Annotated in this window: 15 protein-coding genes and 2 tRNA genes; 2 read left to right on the plus strand and 15 right to left on the minus strand. The window is 40.3% G+C overall.

The genetic code is table 11. The features are described 5' to 3' along the window. The first annotated feature begins 13 nt into the window (after positions 1 to 13). The gene (locus tag bsdcttw_RS23540; RefSeq protein WP_185257195.1) at positions 14 to 733 is read left to right on the plus strand and encodes a response regulator transcription factor; all 720 of its coding nucleotides are present in this window, start codon (positions 14 to 16) and stop codon (positions 731 to 733) included. 16 nt (positions 734 to 749) lie between these two features. Next, on the plus strand, positions 750 to 2165 hold the full coding sequence (locus tag bsdcttw_RS23545; protein ID WP_185257196.1) for a sensor histidine kinase: 1416 nt from the start codon (positions 750 to 752) through the stop codon (positions 2163 to 2165). A gap of 39 nt (positions 2166 to 2204) precedes the next feature. On the opposite strand, the gene bsdcttw_RS23550 is transcribed toward bsdcttw_RS23545, so the two are convergent. The 15 genes from bsdcttw_RS23550 to tilS all read right to left on the minus strand — a co-directional run bounded on the left by bsdcttw_RS23550 (position 2205) and on the right by tilS (position 17778). Next, positions 2205 to 2702: a tRNA (cytidine(34)-2'-O)-methyltransferase gene (locus bsdcttw_RS23550; RefSeq protein WP_185257197.1), complete on the minus strand. Its 498-nt coding sequence runs from the start codon at positions 2700 to 2702 to the stop codon at positions 2205 to 2207. Between the two features lie 18 nt (positions 2703 to 2720). Then, positions 2721 to 3884 (minus strand): aminotransferase class I/II-fold pyridoxal phosphate-dependent enzyme, encoded by a 1164-nt coding sequence (locus tag bsdcttw_RS23555; RefSeq protein WP_185257198.1) that lies wholly within the window; start codon positions 3882 to 3884, stop codon positions 2721 to 2723. Then, positions 3881 to 4366, minus strand: coding sequence for an Lrp/AsnC family transcriptional regulator (locus bsdcttw_RS23560; RefSeq protein WP_185257199.1), 486 nt, complete (start codon positions 4364 to 4366; stop codon positions 3881 to 3883). Before bsdcttw_RS23560 ends, bsdcttw_RS23555 begins: the two co-directional genes overlap by 4 nt. Positions 4367 to 4402: 36 nt before the next feature. Further along, positions 4403 to 5395 (minus strand): AIR synthase family protein, encoded by a 993-nt coding sequence (locus bsdcttw_RS23565; protein WP_185257200.1) that lies wholly within the window; start codon positions 5393 to 5395, stop codon positions 4403 to 4405. Between the two features lie 102 nt (positions 5396 to 5497). Next, positions 5498 to 7042, minus strand: coding sequence for a VanW family protein (locus bsdcttw_RS23570; RefSeq protein WP_185257201.1), 1545 nt, complete (start codon positions 7040 to 7042; stop codon positions 5498 to 5500). Positions 7043 to 7272: 230 nt separating this feature from the next. Then, a complete protein-coding gene (locus bsdcttw_RS23575; protein ID WP_185257202.1) occupies positions 7273 to 8007 on the minus strand; it encodes a 3'-5' exonuclease in 735 nt (244 codons plus the stop codon). After that, entirely contained in the window at positions 8000 to 8662 is a 663-nt protein-coding gene (nth, locus tag bsdcttw_RS23580; protein ID WP_185257203.1) for an endonuclease III, read from the minus strand. The genes bsdcttw_RS23575 and nth overlap by 8 nt, the downstream gene beginning before the upstream one ends. Position 8663: 1 nt before the next feature. Then, the gene (locus bsdcttw_RS23585) at positions 8664 to 10460 is read right to left on the minus strand and encodes a B12-binding domain-containing radical SAM protein (protein ID WP_330602330.1); all 1797 of its coding nucleotides are present in this window, start codon (positions 10458 to 10460) and stop codon (positions 8664 to 8666) included. A gap of 122 nt (positions 10461 to 10582) precedes the next feature. Then, on the minus strand, positions 10583 to 10999 hold the full coding sequence (locus tag bsdcttw_RS23590) for a putative ABC transporter permease (RefSeq protein WP_185257205.1): 417 nt from the start codon (positions 10997 to 10999) through the stop codon (positions 10583 to 10585). Positions 11000 to 11181: 182 nt separating this feature from the next. Further along, positions 11182 to 11252, minus strand: a tRNA-Gly gene (locus bsdcttw_RS23595). Positions 11253 to 11296: 44 nt separating this feature from the next. Next, a tRNA-Leu gene (locus bsdcttw_RS23600) sits at positions 11297 to 11382 on the minus strand. Between the two features lie 94 nt (positions 11383 to 11476). Further along, positions 11477 to 13549 (minus strand): glycoside hydrolase family 13 protein, encoded by a 2073-nt coding sequence (locus bsdcttw_RS23605; protein WP_185257206.1) that lies wholly within the window; start codon positions 13547 to 13549, stop codon positions 11477 to 11479. Between the two features lie 420 nt (positions 13550 to 13969). Next, positions 13970 to 15856: an ATP-dependent zinc metalloprotease FtsH gene (gene ftsH / locus bsdcttw_RS23610; protein ID WP_185257207.1), complete on the minus strand. Its 1887-nt coding sequence runs from the start codon at positions 15854 to 15856 to the stop codon at positions 13970 to 13972. A 19-nt stretch (positions 15857 to 15875) separates the two neighbouring features. Then, the gene (gene hpt, locus bsdcttw_RS23615; RefSeq protein ID WP_185257208.1) at positions 15876 to 16394 is read right to left on the minus strand and encodes a hypoxanthine phosphoribosyltransferase; all 519 of its coding nucleotides are present in this window, start codon (positions 16392 to 16394) and stop codon (positions 15876 to 15878) included. Continuing rightward, the gene (gene tilS / locus bsdcttw_RS23620) at positions 16387 to 17778 is read right to left on the minus strand and encodes a tRNA lysidine(34) synthetase TilS (RefSeq protein ID WP_185257209.1); all 1392 of its coding nucleotides are present in this window, start codon (positions 17776 to 17778) and stop codon (positions 16387 to 16389) included. Before tilS ends, hpt begins: the two co-directional genes overlap by 8 nt. Positions 17779 to 17796 lie beyond the last annotated feature (18 nt).

Raw genomic sequence — 17796 nt, forward strand, 5'->3', positions numbered from 1 at the left:
AAAGGAGTCTTCTATGGTTGCCAAGCAAAAAATTCTTATCGTAGATGACGATGTAAATATTGCAGAGCTTATCTCACTTTATCTTACCAAGGAGTGTTTCGATACTCTTATGGTCCATGACGGAGAAGAAGCCATCACAAAGTTTGCAGAATATCAGCCTAACCTGATTCTTCTTGACCTGATGCTGCCTGGCATTGACGGCTATGAAGTATGCCGTGAGATCAGAAAGAATTCATCCGTTCCCATCATCATGCTCTCTGCAAAAGGAGAGATTTTTGACAAGGTATTGGGTCTTGAATTAGGCGCTGATGATTATGTTATTAAACCCTTTGATTCAAAAGAGCTGGTAGCAAGAGTGAAGGCTGTGTTAAGACGTTTTCACCAGGCTCCCCAACAGACTTCCCCTGTGGCAGAGGTTGCCGAGCAGACCGGAGATTACGTGGCTTATCCCGACCTTATTATTAACCAAAGCAATTACTCCGTCCTTTATTATGGAAATACCATAGAGATGCCTCCGAAGGAGCTGGAACTCTTCTACTTCTTAGCTTCCCACCCTAATCAGGTTTTTACCAGAGAGCAGCTTCTTGATCACATATGGGGCTATGAATACATCGGTGATACCAGAACGGTGGATGTGCATATAAAAAGATTGCGTGAAAAGATTAAAGACCATACCTCCTGGAGCCTATCTACTGTTTGGGGTATCGGATATAAATTTGACGTAAAGAAATAACAGATGGAGAAAGAGTATGAAGCGGTCCCTTTTCGTAAAACTTGTAATTTTATATCTTATTTCGGCAGTATTTATGTTTCTGCTGCTTAATACCTATGGTTTGAAGCACTATGAGCAGATGCTGGTGAAAGAAAAGAAGATGCAGCTTTATACCCAGGCTCTTTCTATCTCCAACGATTATATGGCTGACTTTTATAATCAGAATCTATCCCTTACGGATCTGACTGCGAAGATAAAAGCTATGGCTATTATGCTGGATTCCCGTATCTGGATCGTCAATAAGAATGGTATTGTAATCTCTGATACCGCTCCAGATACTGGGAATAACCCCATCGATATTTATTCCTTGGATTCTGATTTTTTATTTCAATCTTTTCCAAGCTCTTCCCGTTTGCAGGAAGTACTCTCTGAGCCAATGGTAAGTATTGTTTATAAGGTGTTATTTAATTATCAGGTAAGAGGATATGTAGTCATCCATTATAGTATGGAGAAAATACATAACAGCAGCTTATCCTTTACAAACACTCTCAATCTGTGCCTTCTGATATTTTGTATCATACAGGCCATTATCTTTTCTATCTTGTATTTTATAACCGTACTTCCGTTGGAGAAGCTGAATAAAGCTGCCTTAGAGTATACAAAGGGCAATTATTCCTACCCTACCACAGTAAATACCACCGATGAATTCGGTACGCTGGCTACTTCACTTTCCTTTATGGCTGGTGAAATCCGAAACTTAGACAATTATCAAAAGAAATTCGTCGCTAATATCTCCCATGATTTCCGGTCCCCTCTAACTTCTATAAAGGGGTATGCGGAAGCCTTACAGGACGGCACAATTCCTTATGAGATGAAAGACAAGTATCTGGGTATAATACTCTTTGAAACCGAACGGCTTACGAAGTTAACCGGCAGTCTTCTAACCTTAAATGGTTTTGAGAACAAGGGTATCCTTCTTGAAGTAACCTCCTTTGATATTAACCTTATCATTAAGAAGACCGCTGAGACTTTTGAAGGAATCTGCAAGAACAAAAAAATAACCCTTAATCTTATCTTCTCCAATAAGGTAACTCTGGTGGATGCGGATATGGGTAAGATACAGCAGGTACTCTATAATCTCCTGGATAATGCAATCAAATTCAGCAACCAGAGTTCCACGATTAAAATCTCCACACAGGAAAAGGGTGATAAAGTATTTGTATCCGTAAAGGATTATGGAATTGGCATACCCAAAGAAAGTATTAATAAGGTATGGGAGCGTTTCTATAAAACCGACGCGTCCAGAGGAAAAGATAAGAAGGGTACAGGTCTTGGGTTATCTATAACGAAGGAGATCATTACTGCACACAACGAGAATATTAATGTAATCAGTACCCAAGGCGTCGGAACAGAGTTTATCTTCACACTGCCCCGCACCGGAGGGTTTCTATAAAAACAAGCTATCCCCTATAAAGAGGATAGCTTGTTTTTATTATGCCTCATCCCAGGAATGGCGGTGCAGTTTCCCTGCAAGGCGCATACCGGAGAAGTCATTTTGTCTTAATGCCTCATATAAAACAATTGCTACCGAATTTGCAAGGTTTAAGGAGCGGATATCTCCCATCATGGGAATCCGGATAGCATTCTCCTTATTATCTAAGAGAATCTCTTCCGGTATACCGGCACTCTCCTTACCAAACATAATGTAGCAGTCCGGTTCATAGGCGGCTTCCGTATACACTTTTAAAGCCTTTGTTGTCGCCATATAAACCTTGGCTCCGGGATTTTTAGATAGAAAGTCCTCATAGTTCTCATATATGGTCACATCAAGGTCCTTCCAGTAATCCAGTCCTGCCCTCTTTATCTCCTTTTCATCCAGGGAGAAGCCAAGGGGCTTTATCAAGTGGAGCCTTGCTCCCGCTGCAACACAGGTACGTCCGATATTTCCCGTATTTGCAGGGATTTCCGGTTCCAGTAATACAATATTCATCTTTTAAATCCTCTTTTCTTATCTGCGGTGATTCTTTACAAACCGTTCAATTCTTTCCATGGCATGCTTTAGATTGTCAATGGAGTAAGCATAGGAAATACGAAGAAACCCTTCTCCGCAGCCGCCAAAGGCTGTACCCGGAACCACAGCGACCTTTTCTTCCAATAACAGCTTTGTGGCAAATTCATCGGAGGTCATACCAAGGCTTTTAATGCTGGGAAAAACATAAAAGGCACCATAAGGTTCAAAACAGGTAAGACCAATTTCATTAAAGGTCTTTACCAGATAATTTCTTCTCTGGTCATAAGCCTCTCTCATTACTTCCACATCTCCATCCCCGTTTTTAAGGGCCTCAACTGCCGCATACTGGCTGGTGGTCGGTGCACACATAATGGCAAACTGGTGAATCTTTATCATCTGCTCAATAATAACTGCAGGTCCCACCGCATAACCAAGTCTCCAGCCCGTCATGGCATAAGACTTGGAGAAACCGTTAATTACAATGGTTCTTTCCTTCATACCGGGGAATTCGGCAATGGATACATGCTTGCTGCCATAAGTAAGTTCTGAGTAAATTTCATCGGATACAACAAGTAAGTCCTTTTCGATAATTAACGGTACGATCTCCGCCAAATCCTCCCTTGTCATAATGGAGCCGGTTGGATTGTTGGGAAAGGGCAGCACCAATACCTTTGTCTTGTCTGTTATACTCTCTATCAGGCTTTCCTTTGTTAACTTAAATTCATCTTTTTCCTGCAGCTCAATGATAACAGGCGTTCCGCCGGCTAATACCACACAGGGTACATAAGATACATAACTAGGCTGAGGAACTAATACCTCATCTCCGGGATCTAACATTGCCCTAAGAGCAATATCAATGGCTTCACTGCCGCCTACTGTTACGACAGCCTCTCGTTCATAATCATAATAAAGGTCAAATCTACGGCTTAAATAACGGCAGATTTCCATTTTCAATTCTTTTAAACCGGAATTGGAGGTATAGAAGGTCTTTCCCTTTTCGAGAGAATAAATTCCTTCTTCTCTGATGTGCCAGGGAGTATCAAAATCGGGTTCTCCCACACCAAGGGATATAGCATCCTTCATTTCACTGACAATATCAAAATACTTACGTATGCCCGAAGGCTCTATGGTTACAACTTTCTTTGATAATGGGTCTCTCACGGTGTAATCAGCATCCTTTCATCCTTTGTTTCATGAACAAGGGGAAGTCCATGTTCCTTATATTTCTTCAGAACAAAATGGGTGGCAGTACTTAGAACCGCTTCCATAGGTGCCAATTTACTGGATACGAAATTAGCAACTTCTCTCATACTCTTTCCTTCGATGATTACCGTAAGATCGAAACCACCGGACATGAGATAAACAGATTCCACTTCATCAAACTTATAGATTCTTTCCGCAATTTTATCAAAACCCTGACCTCTCTGCGGTGTCACCTTTACCTCAATTAAAGCTGTTACTTTCTCACTCTCTGTATTGTCCCAATTGATTAAGGTTGGATAACCGCAGATGATAGACTGTTCTTCCAATTCCTTTATGGCAACTTCAACTTCTTCCTCCGTGGAATTTAACATAGCTGCCAAATCCTGTGGTGTAAGTTTACTATTCTTATCTATCGCTTGTAATATCTTCTCTTTTAACATGAGTTTACCCGTCCTCTCCAATATTTTTCCGATTTATTATTTTACAACTTTAATTCTATAAAGTTCATCACTCTTCGGGGGTTCCAGATATCGTTTCTCCTCCTGGTTCCGTACTGTCCTGCTTAAATCCTGTGTAAATCTTCCGATAACAGCCGCCGGTATGCCATTATCGCATAATTTCTCTGCCAGTTCATTTCCTTTCCCGGTTACCAGTAAAAGAGAACCGCCTCCTTGGAGCTGATACGGATTAATATCAAAAAACTCACAGATTTCTATCGTTTCCTGTTTGATTGGAATCTTGTTTAAATCTGCGGTTAATCCTAACCCAGTCCGAGCACCTAATTCCCAAAGACAGCCAAAAATTCCTCCGCCCGATGCATTATGCATAAGTTTTACCTCTGAATTCTCAGAAAGCTGTGCTTCTTTGTCCGTTGGCAAAAGCTGAAAGAACTCAACGGCATTCTCGATGAAATCTTTATTATATCTGGTTGTAAGTTCCTTTAAATGTGTTTTGGCAAGGATAGCAGTGCCTAAAAGACCTGCCCACTTTGTCATTACAATCTCATCTCCGGGCAGGACGCCCGCGGATGCGGTAACCCTGCTGCGACGTATCTTACCCACTCCGGTCACAGTTATTACCGGTTGATTAACACTGGAGGTTATTTCACTATGGCCTCCCATGATTTCAGCATGATATAGTTCACAGAGCTTTTCAGTTTCTTTTATCATATTCTGCAGTAAAGCTTCCGGTGAACCTTCAGGCAATAGAATGTTAAGGAGGATTCCTATCATTTCACCTCCTGCTGCCGTAATGTCACTGGCAGCACTATGTACAGCAATCATTGCAGGCAATTCCTGATAATAGGTTACAGGGTTAGAGGTAAGTAAAAAAGCCTCTTCTTCCGCTATACCAACAGCACTGCAGTCTATACCAATGCCAGGACCTAAAAGCACTTCATCTCTTCTATGATTTAATTGTTTTAACACAGAACGCTTTAATATCGGTTCTGATACTTTTCCAATCTGCATAGCAGCCTCTTTCCTGACGATAAATTTTGTCTCTTGATTGCGAAAAGGGGTTGTTGCATAACAAGCTTCTGTTATGCAGCAACCCACCAAGTTTGGGACTCATTAAAAGCCTGAACCATCCTCCTCGGTACTATCGCTATTGTCGCGGGAATCGCTTCCTGTATTGTCATTGGTGGTACTGTTGTTATTGCTGTCTCCGGACCATGTAGGTACTTCTTCTACTTCTCCGGAAGAAGATGTCTTTCCATTATCCTTGTTATCGCCTCCGGCATTTTTATCCGGTTCTTCTACCTTTTTGGTACCGACAGTTACATATCTGGGTGACGGATTATATACACTGGAATTTATTTTTTTACGGCTTACTTCCTTTCCATTTTCATATACTACTTTATAAAGTGCTGCCGTATATCCGATATGGGCTGACTGTGTAGTATATTCATAAGTGGTAGGCTGATTCGGGTCTTTTGTTACTACATCCGCACCAGGCTGCTTCTGACCTAAAATAACCGTTTCGAACTTAATCTTTCTATTCTTTGTATCCCTGGTTTCATGACCCCAGATTTTAAAATAGATGGTTCTGCCATAAGTGGAGGCTTCAATAACTATCGGCGCATCCGTATTATTCTTAAATCTTAAATTCTTCCAGGTTCCTGCAATAGCAGCATCTCTGGATAAATCAACATAGCTTATGGTCATGGAATGGGAGGAGCGTTCTACAACCTCCAACTCTGAATATAATACTGCGTTGTAAAGTGTAGTAGTTACCTGGCAGGCACCGCCTCCGATGGAATCGACCAATTTACCGTTTGAGTAGGCTCCGGCCTGATAATATCCGTTTGCTGTAGTAAAAGGTGCCAGCTTTTCATAAGCAGAGAAAACTTCTCCCGGGTATAAGACGGTATTATTAATAAGTTTTGCACCATTTGCAAGGTTTGCTGCCCTGTCTTCTGAGGAGGTGGCATAAGTTGTCTGAAAGCTTCCAAGTACTGTATCACACTTTTCAACCATCTCTCTGGTATATTTGGGATCCTGCTCCTTTACATCAGCGCTGATACCGATATTGTCCCCTGTCCAATTATTTAATAAAGCATCTTTAATCGCTGTCATGGTAGACTTCGTATCTACCTTCTGCCCTACTATTTCATCCGTATAAACAAACTCTCCGTTTTTTCTGGTTACCGTTGCATTCACTGCCTTTGCATTATGGCTGGAAAGCTTCTTCTTGGCAAATGTCTTTAATTTAGCCTCATCTATGGAAAACTCCAACTTATATGTGAGCTTATTTTCCTGGGTATCCTTTAATTCCTTGTACTGCTCTATCAGATTTCCGAATTTACCAATCTTTAAAGCTTCTTCAATATAATTGTTCTCTTTATAGGAAAAACCCAGATCTGCGGCTGTGATTTGCTCTTTATCACCTTTAATATCAACGGTTATTGTTTTTCCCTTCAGTGTATTCACATAATCTTCTACTGCTTTCGCAGCCTCTTCTTTTGTCATACCGCTTATATCTACGGAATCTATAAAAACTCCATTCGTTATTACTTCATTCTCATCTGCAGCAAAAACCTTTGTAAAGCTGCCAGCCCATAATAGGAATAATGAAACTAAAAACATCATTCTTATCATATTTTTGCTTTTAACCATCTCTTATCCTCCTCTGCTAGCAATTTTTCATGGTCTTTATTCTTCATATTTTAGAGATTTTTATGTATCTCAAAAAAACATACCACTAAAATACTAAATTAATAATCATAGGTGCTACCATTGCCAACACCAAAATAATTACGATAATCGTTGATATTGTTTTCTTAACTTTATTGCTGTTAAAGTTCATAGTTTTCTTCCTTTCATACACTCTCTAATGATAGTATTATTCAAAACACTTCGTTTATTCTGCCTTTGTTCAGGATAATTTTATCAATCAGCCTGGATGCTTCGCTTCTTGTTAACTCGTCTATCTGAGCTATATACTCTATCTTATGATATTTTAGCAAATCATTCAAGTAATTTTTTTGTTTGGAAGTAATAGGCTGTGTTTTTTTCACTTTATAATTTAAAGCTGCCGGCATAAAAAGCTTGCTGTAATCAGCAAAGAATTCATTGCACAGATGGGCATAGACCACAGCTGTGGCCTTGGCATCATGAAAAGCTCTGTGGGCACTGGGATTAACCACCTTATAACGTGCACAAAGATTCGAAAGGCTTTTACTTTCTCCTTCGCTTAAGGTACCTCTGCTGATCTTAAGTGTATCAATACCGTTTTTTTCAAAGGGTATACCAAGGCGCTCCGCCCCCACTTTTATAAAGCTGTAGTCAAACATGATATTATGCCCCATTAAGATATCATCTCCGGCAAATTCCAGGAATCTGGGTATTACCTTAGCCTGGTTCTCAGCCGTTAAAAGCATCTCTTCTGTAATTCCCGTAAGCTGCGTTATCTTTTCCGGCAGCTCCACCGGCGGTTTTATCAGTTCGTTGAAATACTCCGTTATTCTGCCTTCCCTTACTTTGACTGCACCGATTTCAATTATGTAGTCCTCCTCCGGGGAAAGGCCGGTTGTCTCAATGTCAAAACACACGAAGGAGGTTATCTTGTCTTCTTTACTCATCGTTCTTACCCTCCCATCTGCAAAGGTTGAACAGGAAGCATTCCCTGCACTTTGGATTTCTGGCAGTACAGATGCTTCTGCCATGTGCTATAATCTGGAGATTATATAAAATCCAATGATCTTTCGGCAGTATCTTCATTAGCTCAAATTCAATTTTAACCGGGTCTTCTTCTTTTGTGAAACCAAGCTTACCGGATATACGTTTCACATGAGTATCTACTACAATACTAGGTTCATGATATACATTTCCCCTGATAACGTTGGCTGTCTTTCTGCCTACTCCCGCAAGTTTTGTAAGGGCATCGATATCACTGGGAACAATGCCCCCGTACTCTGTTACCAGTGTCTTTGCGCATTCTATAATATTCTTCGCCTTATTATGGTAGAATCCTGTGCTATGAATATCCTGCTCCAGTTCCTTTAAGTCCGCTGCTGCAAAATCCTCCAGACTCCGGTACTTTTTATACAAATCCTTTGTAACCATATTAACCCTTGCATCCGTACATTGGGCACTTAGAATTGTGGCAATTAATAGCTGCCAGGGAGTCTCATGATCCAAATAACACTTGTATTCTGTCGTATAGTGTTCATCCAGCAGAGAAAGTATCTTAGTTATCCGCTCCTTCTCCTGCTTTGTTATTCTTTTCGCTGCCATATTAACAGTCACATCCTTTCCAATCCAGCTGTATCTGTCTGGCTTGTTTGTTAAGGGGATTACGATGTTTGTAATCATATAATATAAACTGCTCTTCGGATACTGTAATCCCATGTTCTGCACTGCGATAGAGGTCCACGGGATAATGCTCAATATGCAGGCTGCCCTTTATCTCCTGGGCATCTGAAATCTGTCCTTCAAAATACTTCTCAAGCTTATCTCTGTCTCTGTAAAAGTCCTGATATAGCTTCTTATACTGTTCACAGGGGTCTGCAAAGGCAGGTCTGCTCTTTAATTTCTCCCTGCAGTAAAGGTCATGTACCATAAGCTGTTTTAATGTCTCAACGTCCTTTTCCGATTCCTCTCCTGCCTTTTCCCTTCTATTAGCTTCAAAGAATTCCAGAAGAGCTTCATATCTCCCCATCCTGGAGGAATTGAGAGAGAATAATCCCTTTTGTTCATAAAAGTTCCCAAGTTCCATAAAGAAATCAAAAGGCGTCTCAAAAAAGTGCATCAGGTAAGTAAGTGTGTACTCAAACTGTCCACTGTTGTAATATATCTCTGTCATACTCTCTACTTGTTTTAACAAGAGAATCTCATCAAAAGAAATCCAGTCCGTATATAGAACTTCATAGGGAGGTTCTTCCTGGTATACAATACCCCACTTCTCTTTTTCCTGGTAGAGATAGGAACCTTTCAGTACCTTAAGGAACCCTAACTGCAGCTGGTCGGGTTTCATGGAGTATACCTCATTAAAGGAGGCTTTAAAGGAGCTATAATCTTCATAAGGAAGACCTGCAATCAAATCCAGGTGAATATGAATGTTCTTCCCCTTTTGTATCCTATCAACTACTTCTCGGATTCTGTCAAGGCTCATCTTACGTCTGATTGCATCCAGAGTAACTTCATTTGCTGACTGTACTCCTATCTCTAACTGTACCAGTCCTTCTCTCAGAGTATTTAATAAAGCCAGTTCCTCTTCCTTTAATAATTCACCCGCTATCTCAAAATGAAAATTAGTCTCTCCATTGTCATTTTCCTTTAAAAACCTCCAGATTTCCATCGCATGGTGATGATTACAGTTGAAAGTCCTGTCTACAAACTTTACCTGAGGTACCTTATGTTGAAGAAAAAAGGAAAGTTCTTCTTTCACTCTGCTAAGGTCTCGAAAACGCACCTTTTTATTTTCTGAGGAAAGGCAATAGCTGCAGGAATATGGGCAGCCTCTGCCGGATTCATAATAGATTATCTTATTCTCAAGACTTGCAAGCTCTTCATAGGGAAAGGGAATCGCATCCATATCCATCTCTTTTCTTGGGAATGTCAGCTTTTTGCTGCCATCCTCTCTCCGATAACAGATGCCTCTGATGTCCTGTAAAACTCCTCTTCCGCCAATATAATGATACATCAGCTCCAGAAAGGTCTCCTCCCCTTCGCCGCACATAATCCCATCTATCCAGGGCTGTTCCTCCATCACTTCCAGCGGGTCGTAAGAAACCTCCGGTCCTCCAAGCCATAGGCTGGTATGGGGAAGTACCTTCTTCATTTCCCTGCCAAGCTTTTTAATCATCTCAAAATTCCAGATATAGCAGGAAAACCCGATAAAGTCCGGTTTTTGCTTATAAATATCTGTTAGTATATCGTTGGTGTACTGATTTATCGTATATTCTGCCAAGGAAATGCTCTCCTTATAGGGAGATGCATAGTTTCTTAAACTGCGTATTGCTAAATTTGAGTGTATATATTTTGCATTAATTCCTACCAATAAGATTTTCACAAACAACCGCCATTCTGCCATCGTATTTTTCTAGCTAGCTATCTTGCGCCTTAGCGCCAAGAATCAAAAAAGCATAAGCCCACACTACCATAGTAGTGGCTTATGCTTATTCTAACACATGTACCATAAAAAGAAAATATGTCTTATTCTGTCATTTTGGTACTGCTTATTTTATTCTGCAAATAATTGTCCACCCAGATTGCAGGTGCTGATAATACAAACCATATCAGACTAAAGAGCGGGCAGATCTGCCCCCAGGCATTTAAGGGAAGTGCCGAGTAATCCCAAACATTTAAATGCATCCACAGATTTACGATTAAACCCGCTAAAAATTCCACTGCCGTGATGATTAAGGAAGAAAGAAACATTCTCCCTGCCAAGGGAATTTCATATTTGTATCTTTGATTTATATAGTCAATAAGAAGAAAACATACACCACCGGCTATCAGCATGGAGATATGGGAATATCCGCGAAAAAGAGTTTCAATTCCGCAATAGGTAAAGCCGCCAATAAAGAAAAAAAGTATATATTTTAAACTGTTATTATATATTTTGAGCATACTATCCTTTCAAGAATACATAGTTGTTCTACTTCCTTTGGTTTCCAACTATCCATTCTTTTAATTTTTTTTAGTTAAGAATTAGTATACTCTGATATTTTTTTAGAAAACCAAATTTCATGTCATTCCATCACTTCCCACAGCAAAAATGCCCATTTCAAGGGAAAAATGGGCATCAAAAAAGCGGGTGATGGGAATCGAACCCACGTATCTAGCTTGGAAGGCTAGTGTTCTACCATTGAACTACACCCGCAAATAATATGGAGTCTAAGCTTATCTTCAAATTTTTTGAAGTCATGCCGGCGACCGGAATCGAACCGGTACGGGCGATTAGGCCCGCAGGATTTTAAGTCCTGTGCGTCTGCCAGTTCCGCCACGCCGGCATCTAAAACTTTCTGACAAGGTTAGATTATACCACAGTCATATCTTCATTTCAAGAGGTTTTTGTACAAACTTTTGAAAAAATTCAAATAATTGCTATCTTTTATTATCGACGTTCAGAGCCTCTACAAAGTTCTTTATAATAACGGAGGATATAGGAGGCAGCTGCAATTGCAAGATTCCGCCATTGGTATAATACATGACAGACTCCAGCAAGTGACCTTCTCTGGATGTTATTATCAGTCTTGAAAGAGTGTCCGTATCCTTAATACCAATTCTCCAGGCTTCTATACTTATATCAATTGGCTCTTCCGTATTATTAAGGGCTATAATAAATTTATCCTGACTGTCAAATCTGCCATAGCACAAAGAGCCATATCCTGAATGCAGCATAAGATGGGAACCGGTCTTAAGTGCCTCATAGGATTTATGAATCTGGATAATATCCTTATGAAACTTTATCAAATCCACATCTTCCCTGCCCCAGGGATAGCTTCTGCGGTTATCAGGGTCTGTAAAGCCGCATAGCCCTGCTTCATCCCCATAATAAAGTGTCGGCGCACCGGGCCAGGTCATCTGAACAGTTACTGCTTCTCTGAAAACTCCTTTATCAATACCTGCTTCCGCTGCCTTAGGACCTAGGGTTGCGGTTCTTCCAACAATTCTATTCGTTCTTGTCAGGAATCTAGAGTGGTCATGATTGGATAGCTCATTCATTGCCGTAAAAAGAGAGGAGGTCTGAAAGTTCGCCATAGCGTTCTTCATTAATCCCTCAAAAGCTGTGCCGGAGTTATACAAAGACTCCTCGAAAGAATCGCTGTGCTTTTCCATCCCTGTCAAAAACCAGGTCAGGGGTTCCATGAAAGCATCATAATTCATAACAGTATCCCATTGGTCACCTAAGAGCCATTCTCTGGAATCTCCATAATGTTCGGCCAGGATAATCGCCTCCGGATTAGCTTCTTTTACAGTCTTTCGGAAATCTCTCCAAAAACTATGGTTGAATTCTCTGGAAAGACCCAAATCTGCCGCCACATCCAGTCTCCAGCCGTCACAGTTAAAGGGAGGTGATACCCATTTGGCTGCAATTTTTAGAATCTCCTCATATAATTTCTTAGAACCTTCATAGTTTAATTTCGGAAGGGTTTCATATCCCCACCAACCATCATAATTCTTATTCTCCGGCCATGTCTGCTCTTTGAAGTTAAAATAATCCCGGTAAACACTGTCTTCCTGCCAGTAAGCACCAGTATCAAAACCCTCTTCCCCTTTATAGATTCCTTCTCTGTCAAGCCATTTATGAAAGGAGCCGCAGTGATTAAACACACCGTCTAATATTACTTTCATGCCTCTTTCATGTGCCAGGGCTGTCAGGGTTTTTAAGAGTTCGTTGCTTTTATCTAAATTTACTTTACTTGCCACCCTTTTTTTATAACGGTAAGCCTCTCGATTGTCATATATCCCATCAGGCATACTATGGTTACAATCTTCCTCAATTACGCCAAAATGAGGGTCCACATAATCATAATCCTGTGTATCATATTTATGGTTGGAAGGGGACACAAAAATAGGATTCAAATAGAGCACTTCAATTCCTAGATTCTGAAGATAATCAAGCTTTTGAATCACTCCTGCCAGATCGCCGCCGTAAAACTCGCGTATTCCAACGGCGGATGGATACTGATACCAATCCTCTACTTTCTTTACATAATCCCCGACATAGAAATATTCTCTGTTTTCCACATCATTGGAGGTGTCACCATTATAAAAGCGGTCCACATAGATCTGATAAAATACAGCTCCCTTGGCCCATTCCGGCGTTGTAAATCCGGGAGTAATATTAAAATAAAACTTATCCTGAAGTCTGTCAACGCTTCCTGCCTTATTATAATAACAGGTACTATCCTCGTCATTTACCTCAAAATAATATCGAATCGGCTCATCCTTCAATTCCAGACTGGCTTCATAATAATTAAAATAGTTATCACTTTTCTCCTGAACCATTGAAATTGTTTCTGTTTCACCTTTAACAGTTATAATGCAAAGTCTTATCGTTACTTTTTCTTTTCCTGTCCGCAGGCGAAGTTTTACCCTCTCAAATTCCTTTGGTTCCACAGGGATTCTGTAGTCCTTCGTTCCGTCACTATAGAGAGCACTTCTATTTATCATATTTCTGGTCAAACCTTTCCTTTATATATGTCTGGTACATCGTATTCTAATTAATCAAATGGATTACTTGCCTGATTAATTGCGAGAATTACACATATGTTCTGTTAAAACATCTTATAGCAATTTGCTTAAAATAGCAACTTATATTATTTTTGGGCAAGAAAAAGGACAGCTTTCCGAGTGCTGTCCTTTTTCTGGAGAAGGTATTTTGTTACTTATGGGGTGTAGCAAAAACTATATAATGTATTGGGGTTTACGTGTATTAGTATAACATCATATATTCCAAAAGTGTGCACAAACATCAAATTTATTTAAAATATTTTTTGTTCGTTTTTTTCTTGTTATTTACTTTTTGCTTATTTCCCCATAATAAATTATATAAAAACCTGCTTTTTTCATTTCATTTTTTGTGAGCAGCTATTATCCTTCCAATAAAGGGGATTTTTCACTGTTCTCTGGGCCTTCACTTCTGTGCAGGAATAATGCTTCAAATTCTTCCCTGTTAATACGCTCTTTTTCAATCAAGAGTTTTGCGCAGTTATGAAGAACATCCATATACTCTGTAAGAAGCCTTTTTGCTTCAGAATAACAATTATCAATCATGCCTTTTACTTCATCATCAATAATTCTGGCAACATTCTCGCTGTAGCTTCTGGTGTGTGCCAGATCTCTGCCGATAAAGACTTCATCATCATCATTGTCATAGTTAACCATACCTACCGAAGAAGAGAAACCATACTTGGTAATCATGGCTCTGGCGGTTTTGGTTGCCACTTTAATATCTTGAGAAGCTCCGGTAGTAATATCATCAAAAATTAAATCTTCTGCTGCTCTGCCGCCAAGACCTACGATAATATCCTGTTTCATACCGCCTTTTGTATGAAACATCTCATCTTTCTCCGGTAAGGGCATGGTATAACCGGCAGCGCCGTTTCCTGTTGGAATAATGGATACGGTATAGACAGGACCCACATCGGGAAGCACATGGAATAAAATAGCGTGACCGGCTTCATGGTAAGCGGTGATTTTCTTTTCTTTTTCAGAAATGACTCTGCTCTTTTTCTCCGTACCGATACCAACTTTGATAAAGGATTTATTAATATCTTCATGGATGATATAGGAACGGTTATCCTTGGCAGCACTGATGGCTGCTTCATTCAGAAGATTCTCTAAGTCTGCTCCGGTAAAACCTGCTGTGGTCTGGGCAATTTGTTTTAAGTCAACATCCTCACCCAAAGGTTTTCCTTTGGAATGTACCTGCAGAATCTCTTCTCTTCCCTTAACATCAGGTCTTCCTACCATAACCTTACGGTCGAAACGTCCGGGTCTTAAGATAGCAGGATCAAGTATATCTACACGATTGGTGGCTGCCATTACAATAATTCCTTCATTGGCACCAAAGCCATCCATCTCAACTAATAACTGGTTTAAGGTCTGTTCTCTTTCATCATGTCCGCCGCCCATACCGGTTCCTCTTCTTCTGGCTACGGCATCAATTTCATCAATAAATACAATACAGGGCGAATGCTTCTTAGCATCCTCAAACAAATCTCTTACTCTGGAAGCACCAACACCTACAAACATCTCAACAAAGTCTGAACCGGATATGCTAAAGAAAGGTACGCCTGCCTCACCGGCTACTGCCTTGGCAAGAAGTGTCTTACCGGTTCCGGGAGGGCCTTCCAGGAGAACTCCCTTAGGAATCCTTGCTCCAACCTGGGTATACTTTTTAGGAGTCTTTAAGAAATCCACGATTTCCTGCAGTTCCTCTTTTTCTTCTTCCAGTCCTGCTACATTCTTAAAGGTGGTTTTCTTATTCTCATCGGTAGTCATCTTAGCCCGGCTTTTTCCGAAGTTCATAACCTTGCTTCCGCCGCCGCTGCCTCCCGCCGCCTGGTTGGTCAGGTAGGAGAATAAAAGTATTATCACAATAAAGCCCAGAACATAAGGGAGAAGGGTTAAAATCCAGCTGGGTTTACTGACATTATACAAGTGATAAGACAGGTCTTTTCCCCCATCCTTCACAATCTTATCATTCAGTATCTGCTGCAGCTGACCGACATCTGCCACATTAAATTTCTCTGTGCTCTTGTCTTTTAAGGTAGCTACCGCATTTCCTGTCGGAGTCTGCTGGTTCTGATATATCTTGACCTCTGTAACGTTGTTGTTTGCAATATCCTCTAAAAAGTTACTGTACTCATAATTGCTGCTAGGGTTGCTCTTTATATTTTGATGAACAAGCGATAAGACCAGAATAATACCAAGGATTATGAGATAGGCCCCATATCCTTTAAGTTGTCTTTTCACTCAACACCCCTCCTTTCTATTATTCGATTACGCCGATATAGGGAAGATTGCGGTATTTTTGCATGTAATCCAGACCATAGCCTACCACGAATTTATCGGGTATTTGGAAGCCCACATAATCTACTGCTACATCGGTAGTTCTTCTGTCCGGTTTATCCAAAAGGGTGCAGATCTTAACACTATTCGGCTTTCTGGTGTTTAAAAGGTCCACAAGGTACTTTAATGTATTACCGGAATCAATGATATCTTCCACAATAAGTACATCTTTATCCTCTATGGAATCATCCAAATCTTTGATTATCTTAACTCTTCCAGAACTTACAAAACCATCTCCATAGCTGGATACTGACATAAAGTCGATGGAAAGAGGAACACTGATATGCTTTGCCAGTTCACAGGTTGCAAAGACACCTCCCTTTAATACGCAGATAAGATGCAGTTCTTTTCCTTCATAGTCCTTACTTATCTGTTCTCCAAGGCTTTTTATTTTTTTATTAACCTCTTCCTCTGATATTAGTACATTGATTTTCTCATTCATTTTCTTCTTCCTCCGTTATTGTTATCTGAAGTATCCTCCTGGTATTCTCATCCACCTTATAAGCTTCGCTTATGCGGTTTCCGATTACCCACATAATATGGGAACCATCTGCTAATAAAGGCAGGATATCTCTTTTTTGTCTTGGAATCTTTTCATCTATCAAAAGGGCCTTTAATTTCTTGGTGCCCCCTTTGTCTATGCATAGGTAATCCCCCTGTTTTCGGCAGCGGATTAACACAGTATCCTTAATTTTATCATAGTCAAACCATTTCGTACAGATGCTTTGAGGAATTATCATATTTTTTTTATAATTTAGTAACGAAGCTTTTATACTTTTTCCCTCTTCAAAAAGAGGTGTGACTCCGGGAATCAGAAGTTCTCTAGGTTCCAGGTCCTTTGACAGGTCTTTTCCTTTGGTTCTAAGCTCTATATGGTTATATTCTCTCATTGCTGTGATTCCGTAGGGAAGATCTATCCGTCTGCCTGGCTGTTTCTTTATTAGCTGCAGCACAGAGGTTATATGATACGCATCTATATCCTTTAAACTTTCACTGAGCATGAAAAAAGCTTTTCTGACAATCTCTTTTTGGATCACGACATCCTCTTTACTAAGCTCTTCGATTTGAAGCAATATCTCGTTCTCTGTTCCTTTTACTAGAATCCTCTCGGCGGCTTTGATAACTGACTTTTCAACATATTCCTGAAGCTCTCTGAAGGTTTCACCGGCCATGGCAATATGGGATACTGCCTTACTATTTATACCTTCTGCTTCTTTCAGGACTTTTAAGCGTATTTTATTACGGGTATAATCCAGGGTAAAATTCGTGGAGTCATCAAGGTAGGAAATACCCCTCTCAAACAGATAACTCTCGATTTCCTTCCGCTCAAGGCACAGCAGAGGTCTTATGATTCTGTCCCTTACAGGACTGATGCCTGTCAATCCGGATAACCCGCTGCCCCGGAACATATGAAAAAGAATCGTTTCTGCCGTATCATTTTTATTATGTGCAATTGCAATTTTATTACACTTATATGCTAGAAAGTACTGATTAAAAACCTCATATCTAGCTTTTCTTCCGGCTTCCTCAACGGACATCCTTCCTTCTTTTGCCAATAAGGGAATGTCTTTGTGCACCACCTGAAAAGATACCTCTTCTTTTTTGCAAAGCTCACGAACGAACTCCTCGTCCCTTTTTGCTTCTTCACCCCGTATTCCATGGTTAATATGGATTACATGAAGTGTAAGTTCATACTCTTTGCGCAGCTCTAAAAGCACATGAAAAAGGCAGACCGAATCCGCTCCGCCGGAAACACCGACAATAATTTGGTCTCCCTTTTCAAGCATTTTGTAGTTCTCTATATATTGTTTTACTTTATTAATCATCTATGACTCCAGAGTTTT

Source organism: Anaerocolumna chitinilytica (genome assembly GCF_014218355.1).
Classification (GTDB): Bacteria; Bacillota; Clostridia; order Lachnospirales; family Lachnospiraceae; genus Anaerocolumna; species Anaerocolumna chitinilytica.

Excerpts from the sequence above, each read along its gene's own strand:
- bsdcttw_RS23550 (WP_185257197.1), bottom strand. The coding sequence starts at position 2,702 with ATGAATATTGTATTACTGGAACCGGAAATCCCTGCAAATACGGGAAAT.
- tilS (WP_185257209.1), bottom strand. The coding sequence starts at position 17,778 with ATGATTAATAAAGTAAAACAATATATAGAGAACTACAAAATGCTTGAA.
- bsdcttw_RS23540 (WP_185257195.1), top strand. The coding sequence starts at position 14 with ATGGTTGCCAAGCAAAAAATTCTTATCGTAGATGACGATGTAAATATT.
- bsdcttw_RS23565 (WP_185257200.1), bottom strand. The coding sequence starts at position 5,395 with ATGCAGATTGGAAAAGTATCAGAACCGATATTAAAGCGTTCTGTGTTA.
- bsdcttw_RS23585 (WP_330602330.1), bottom strand. The coding sequence starts at position 10,460 with ATGGCAGAATGGCGGTTGTTTGTGAAAATCTTATTGGTAGGAATTAAT.
- bsdcttw_RS23560 (WP_185257199.1), bottom strand. The coding sequence starts at position 4,366 with ATGTTAAAAGAGAAGATATTACAAGCGATAGATAAGAATAGTAAACTT.
- bsdcttw_RS23575 (WP_185257202.1), bottom strand. The coding sequence starts at position 8,007 with ATGAGTAAAGAAGACAAGATAACCTCCTTCGTGTGTTTTGACATTGAG.
- nth (WP_185257203.1), bottom strand. The coding sequence starts at position 8,662 with ATGGCAGCGAAAAGAATAACAAAGCAGGAGAAGGAGCGGATAACTAAG.
- bsdcttw_RS23570 (WP_185257201.1), bottom strand. The coding sequence starts at position 7,042 with ATGGTTAAAAGCAAAAATATGATAAGAATGATGTTTTTAGTTTCATTA.
- bsdcttw_RS23605 (WP_185257206.1), bottom strand. The coding sequence starts at position 13,549 with ATGATAAATAGAAGTGCTCTCTATAGTGACGGAACGAAGGACTACAGA.
- bsdcttw_RS23545 (WP_185257196.1), top strand. The coding sequence starts at position 750 with ATGAAGCGGTCCCTTTTCGTAAAACTTGTAATTTTATATCTTATTTCG.
- bsdcttw_RS23590 (WP_185257205.1), bottom strand. The coding sequence starts at position 10,999 with ATGCTCAAAATATATAATAACAGTTTAAAATATATACTTTTTTTCTTT.
- hpt (WP_185257208.1), bottom strand. The coding sequence starts at position 16,394 with ATGAATGAGAAAATCAATGTACTAATATCAGAGGAAGAGGTTAATAAA.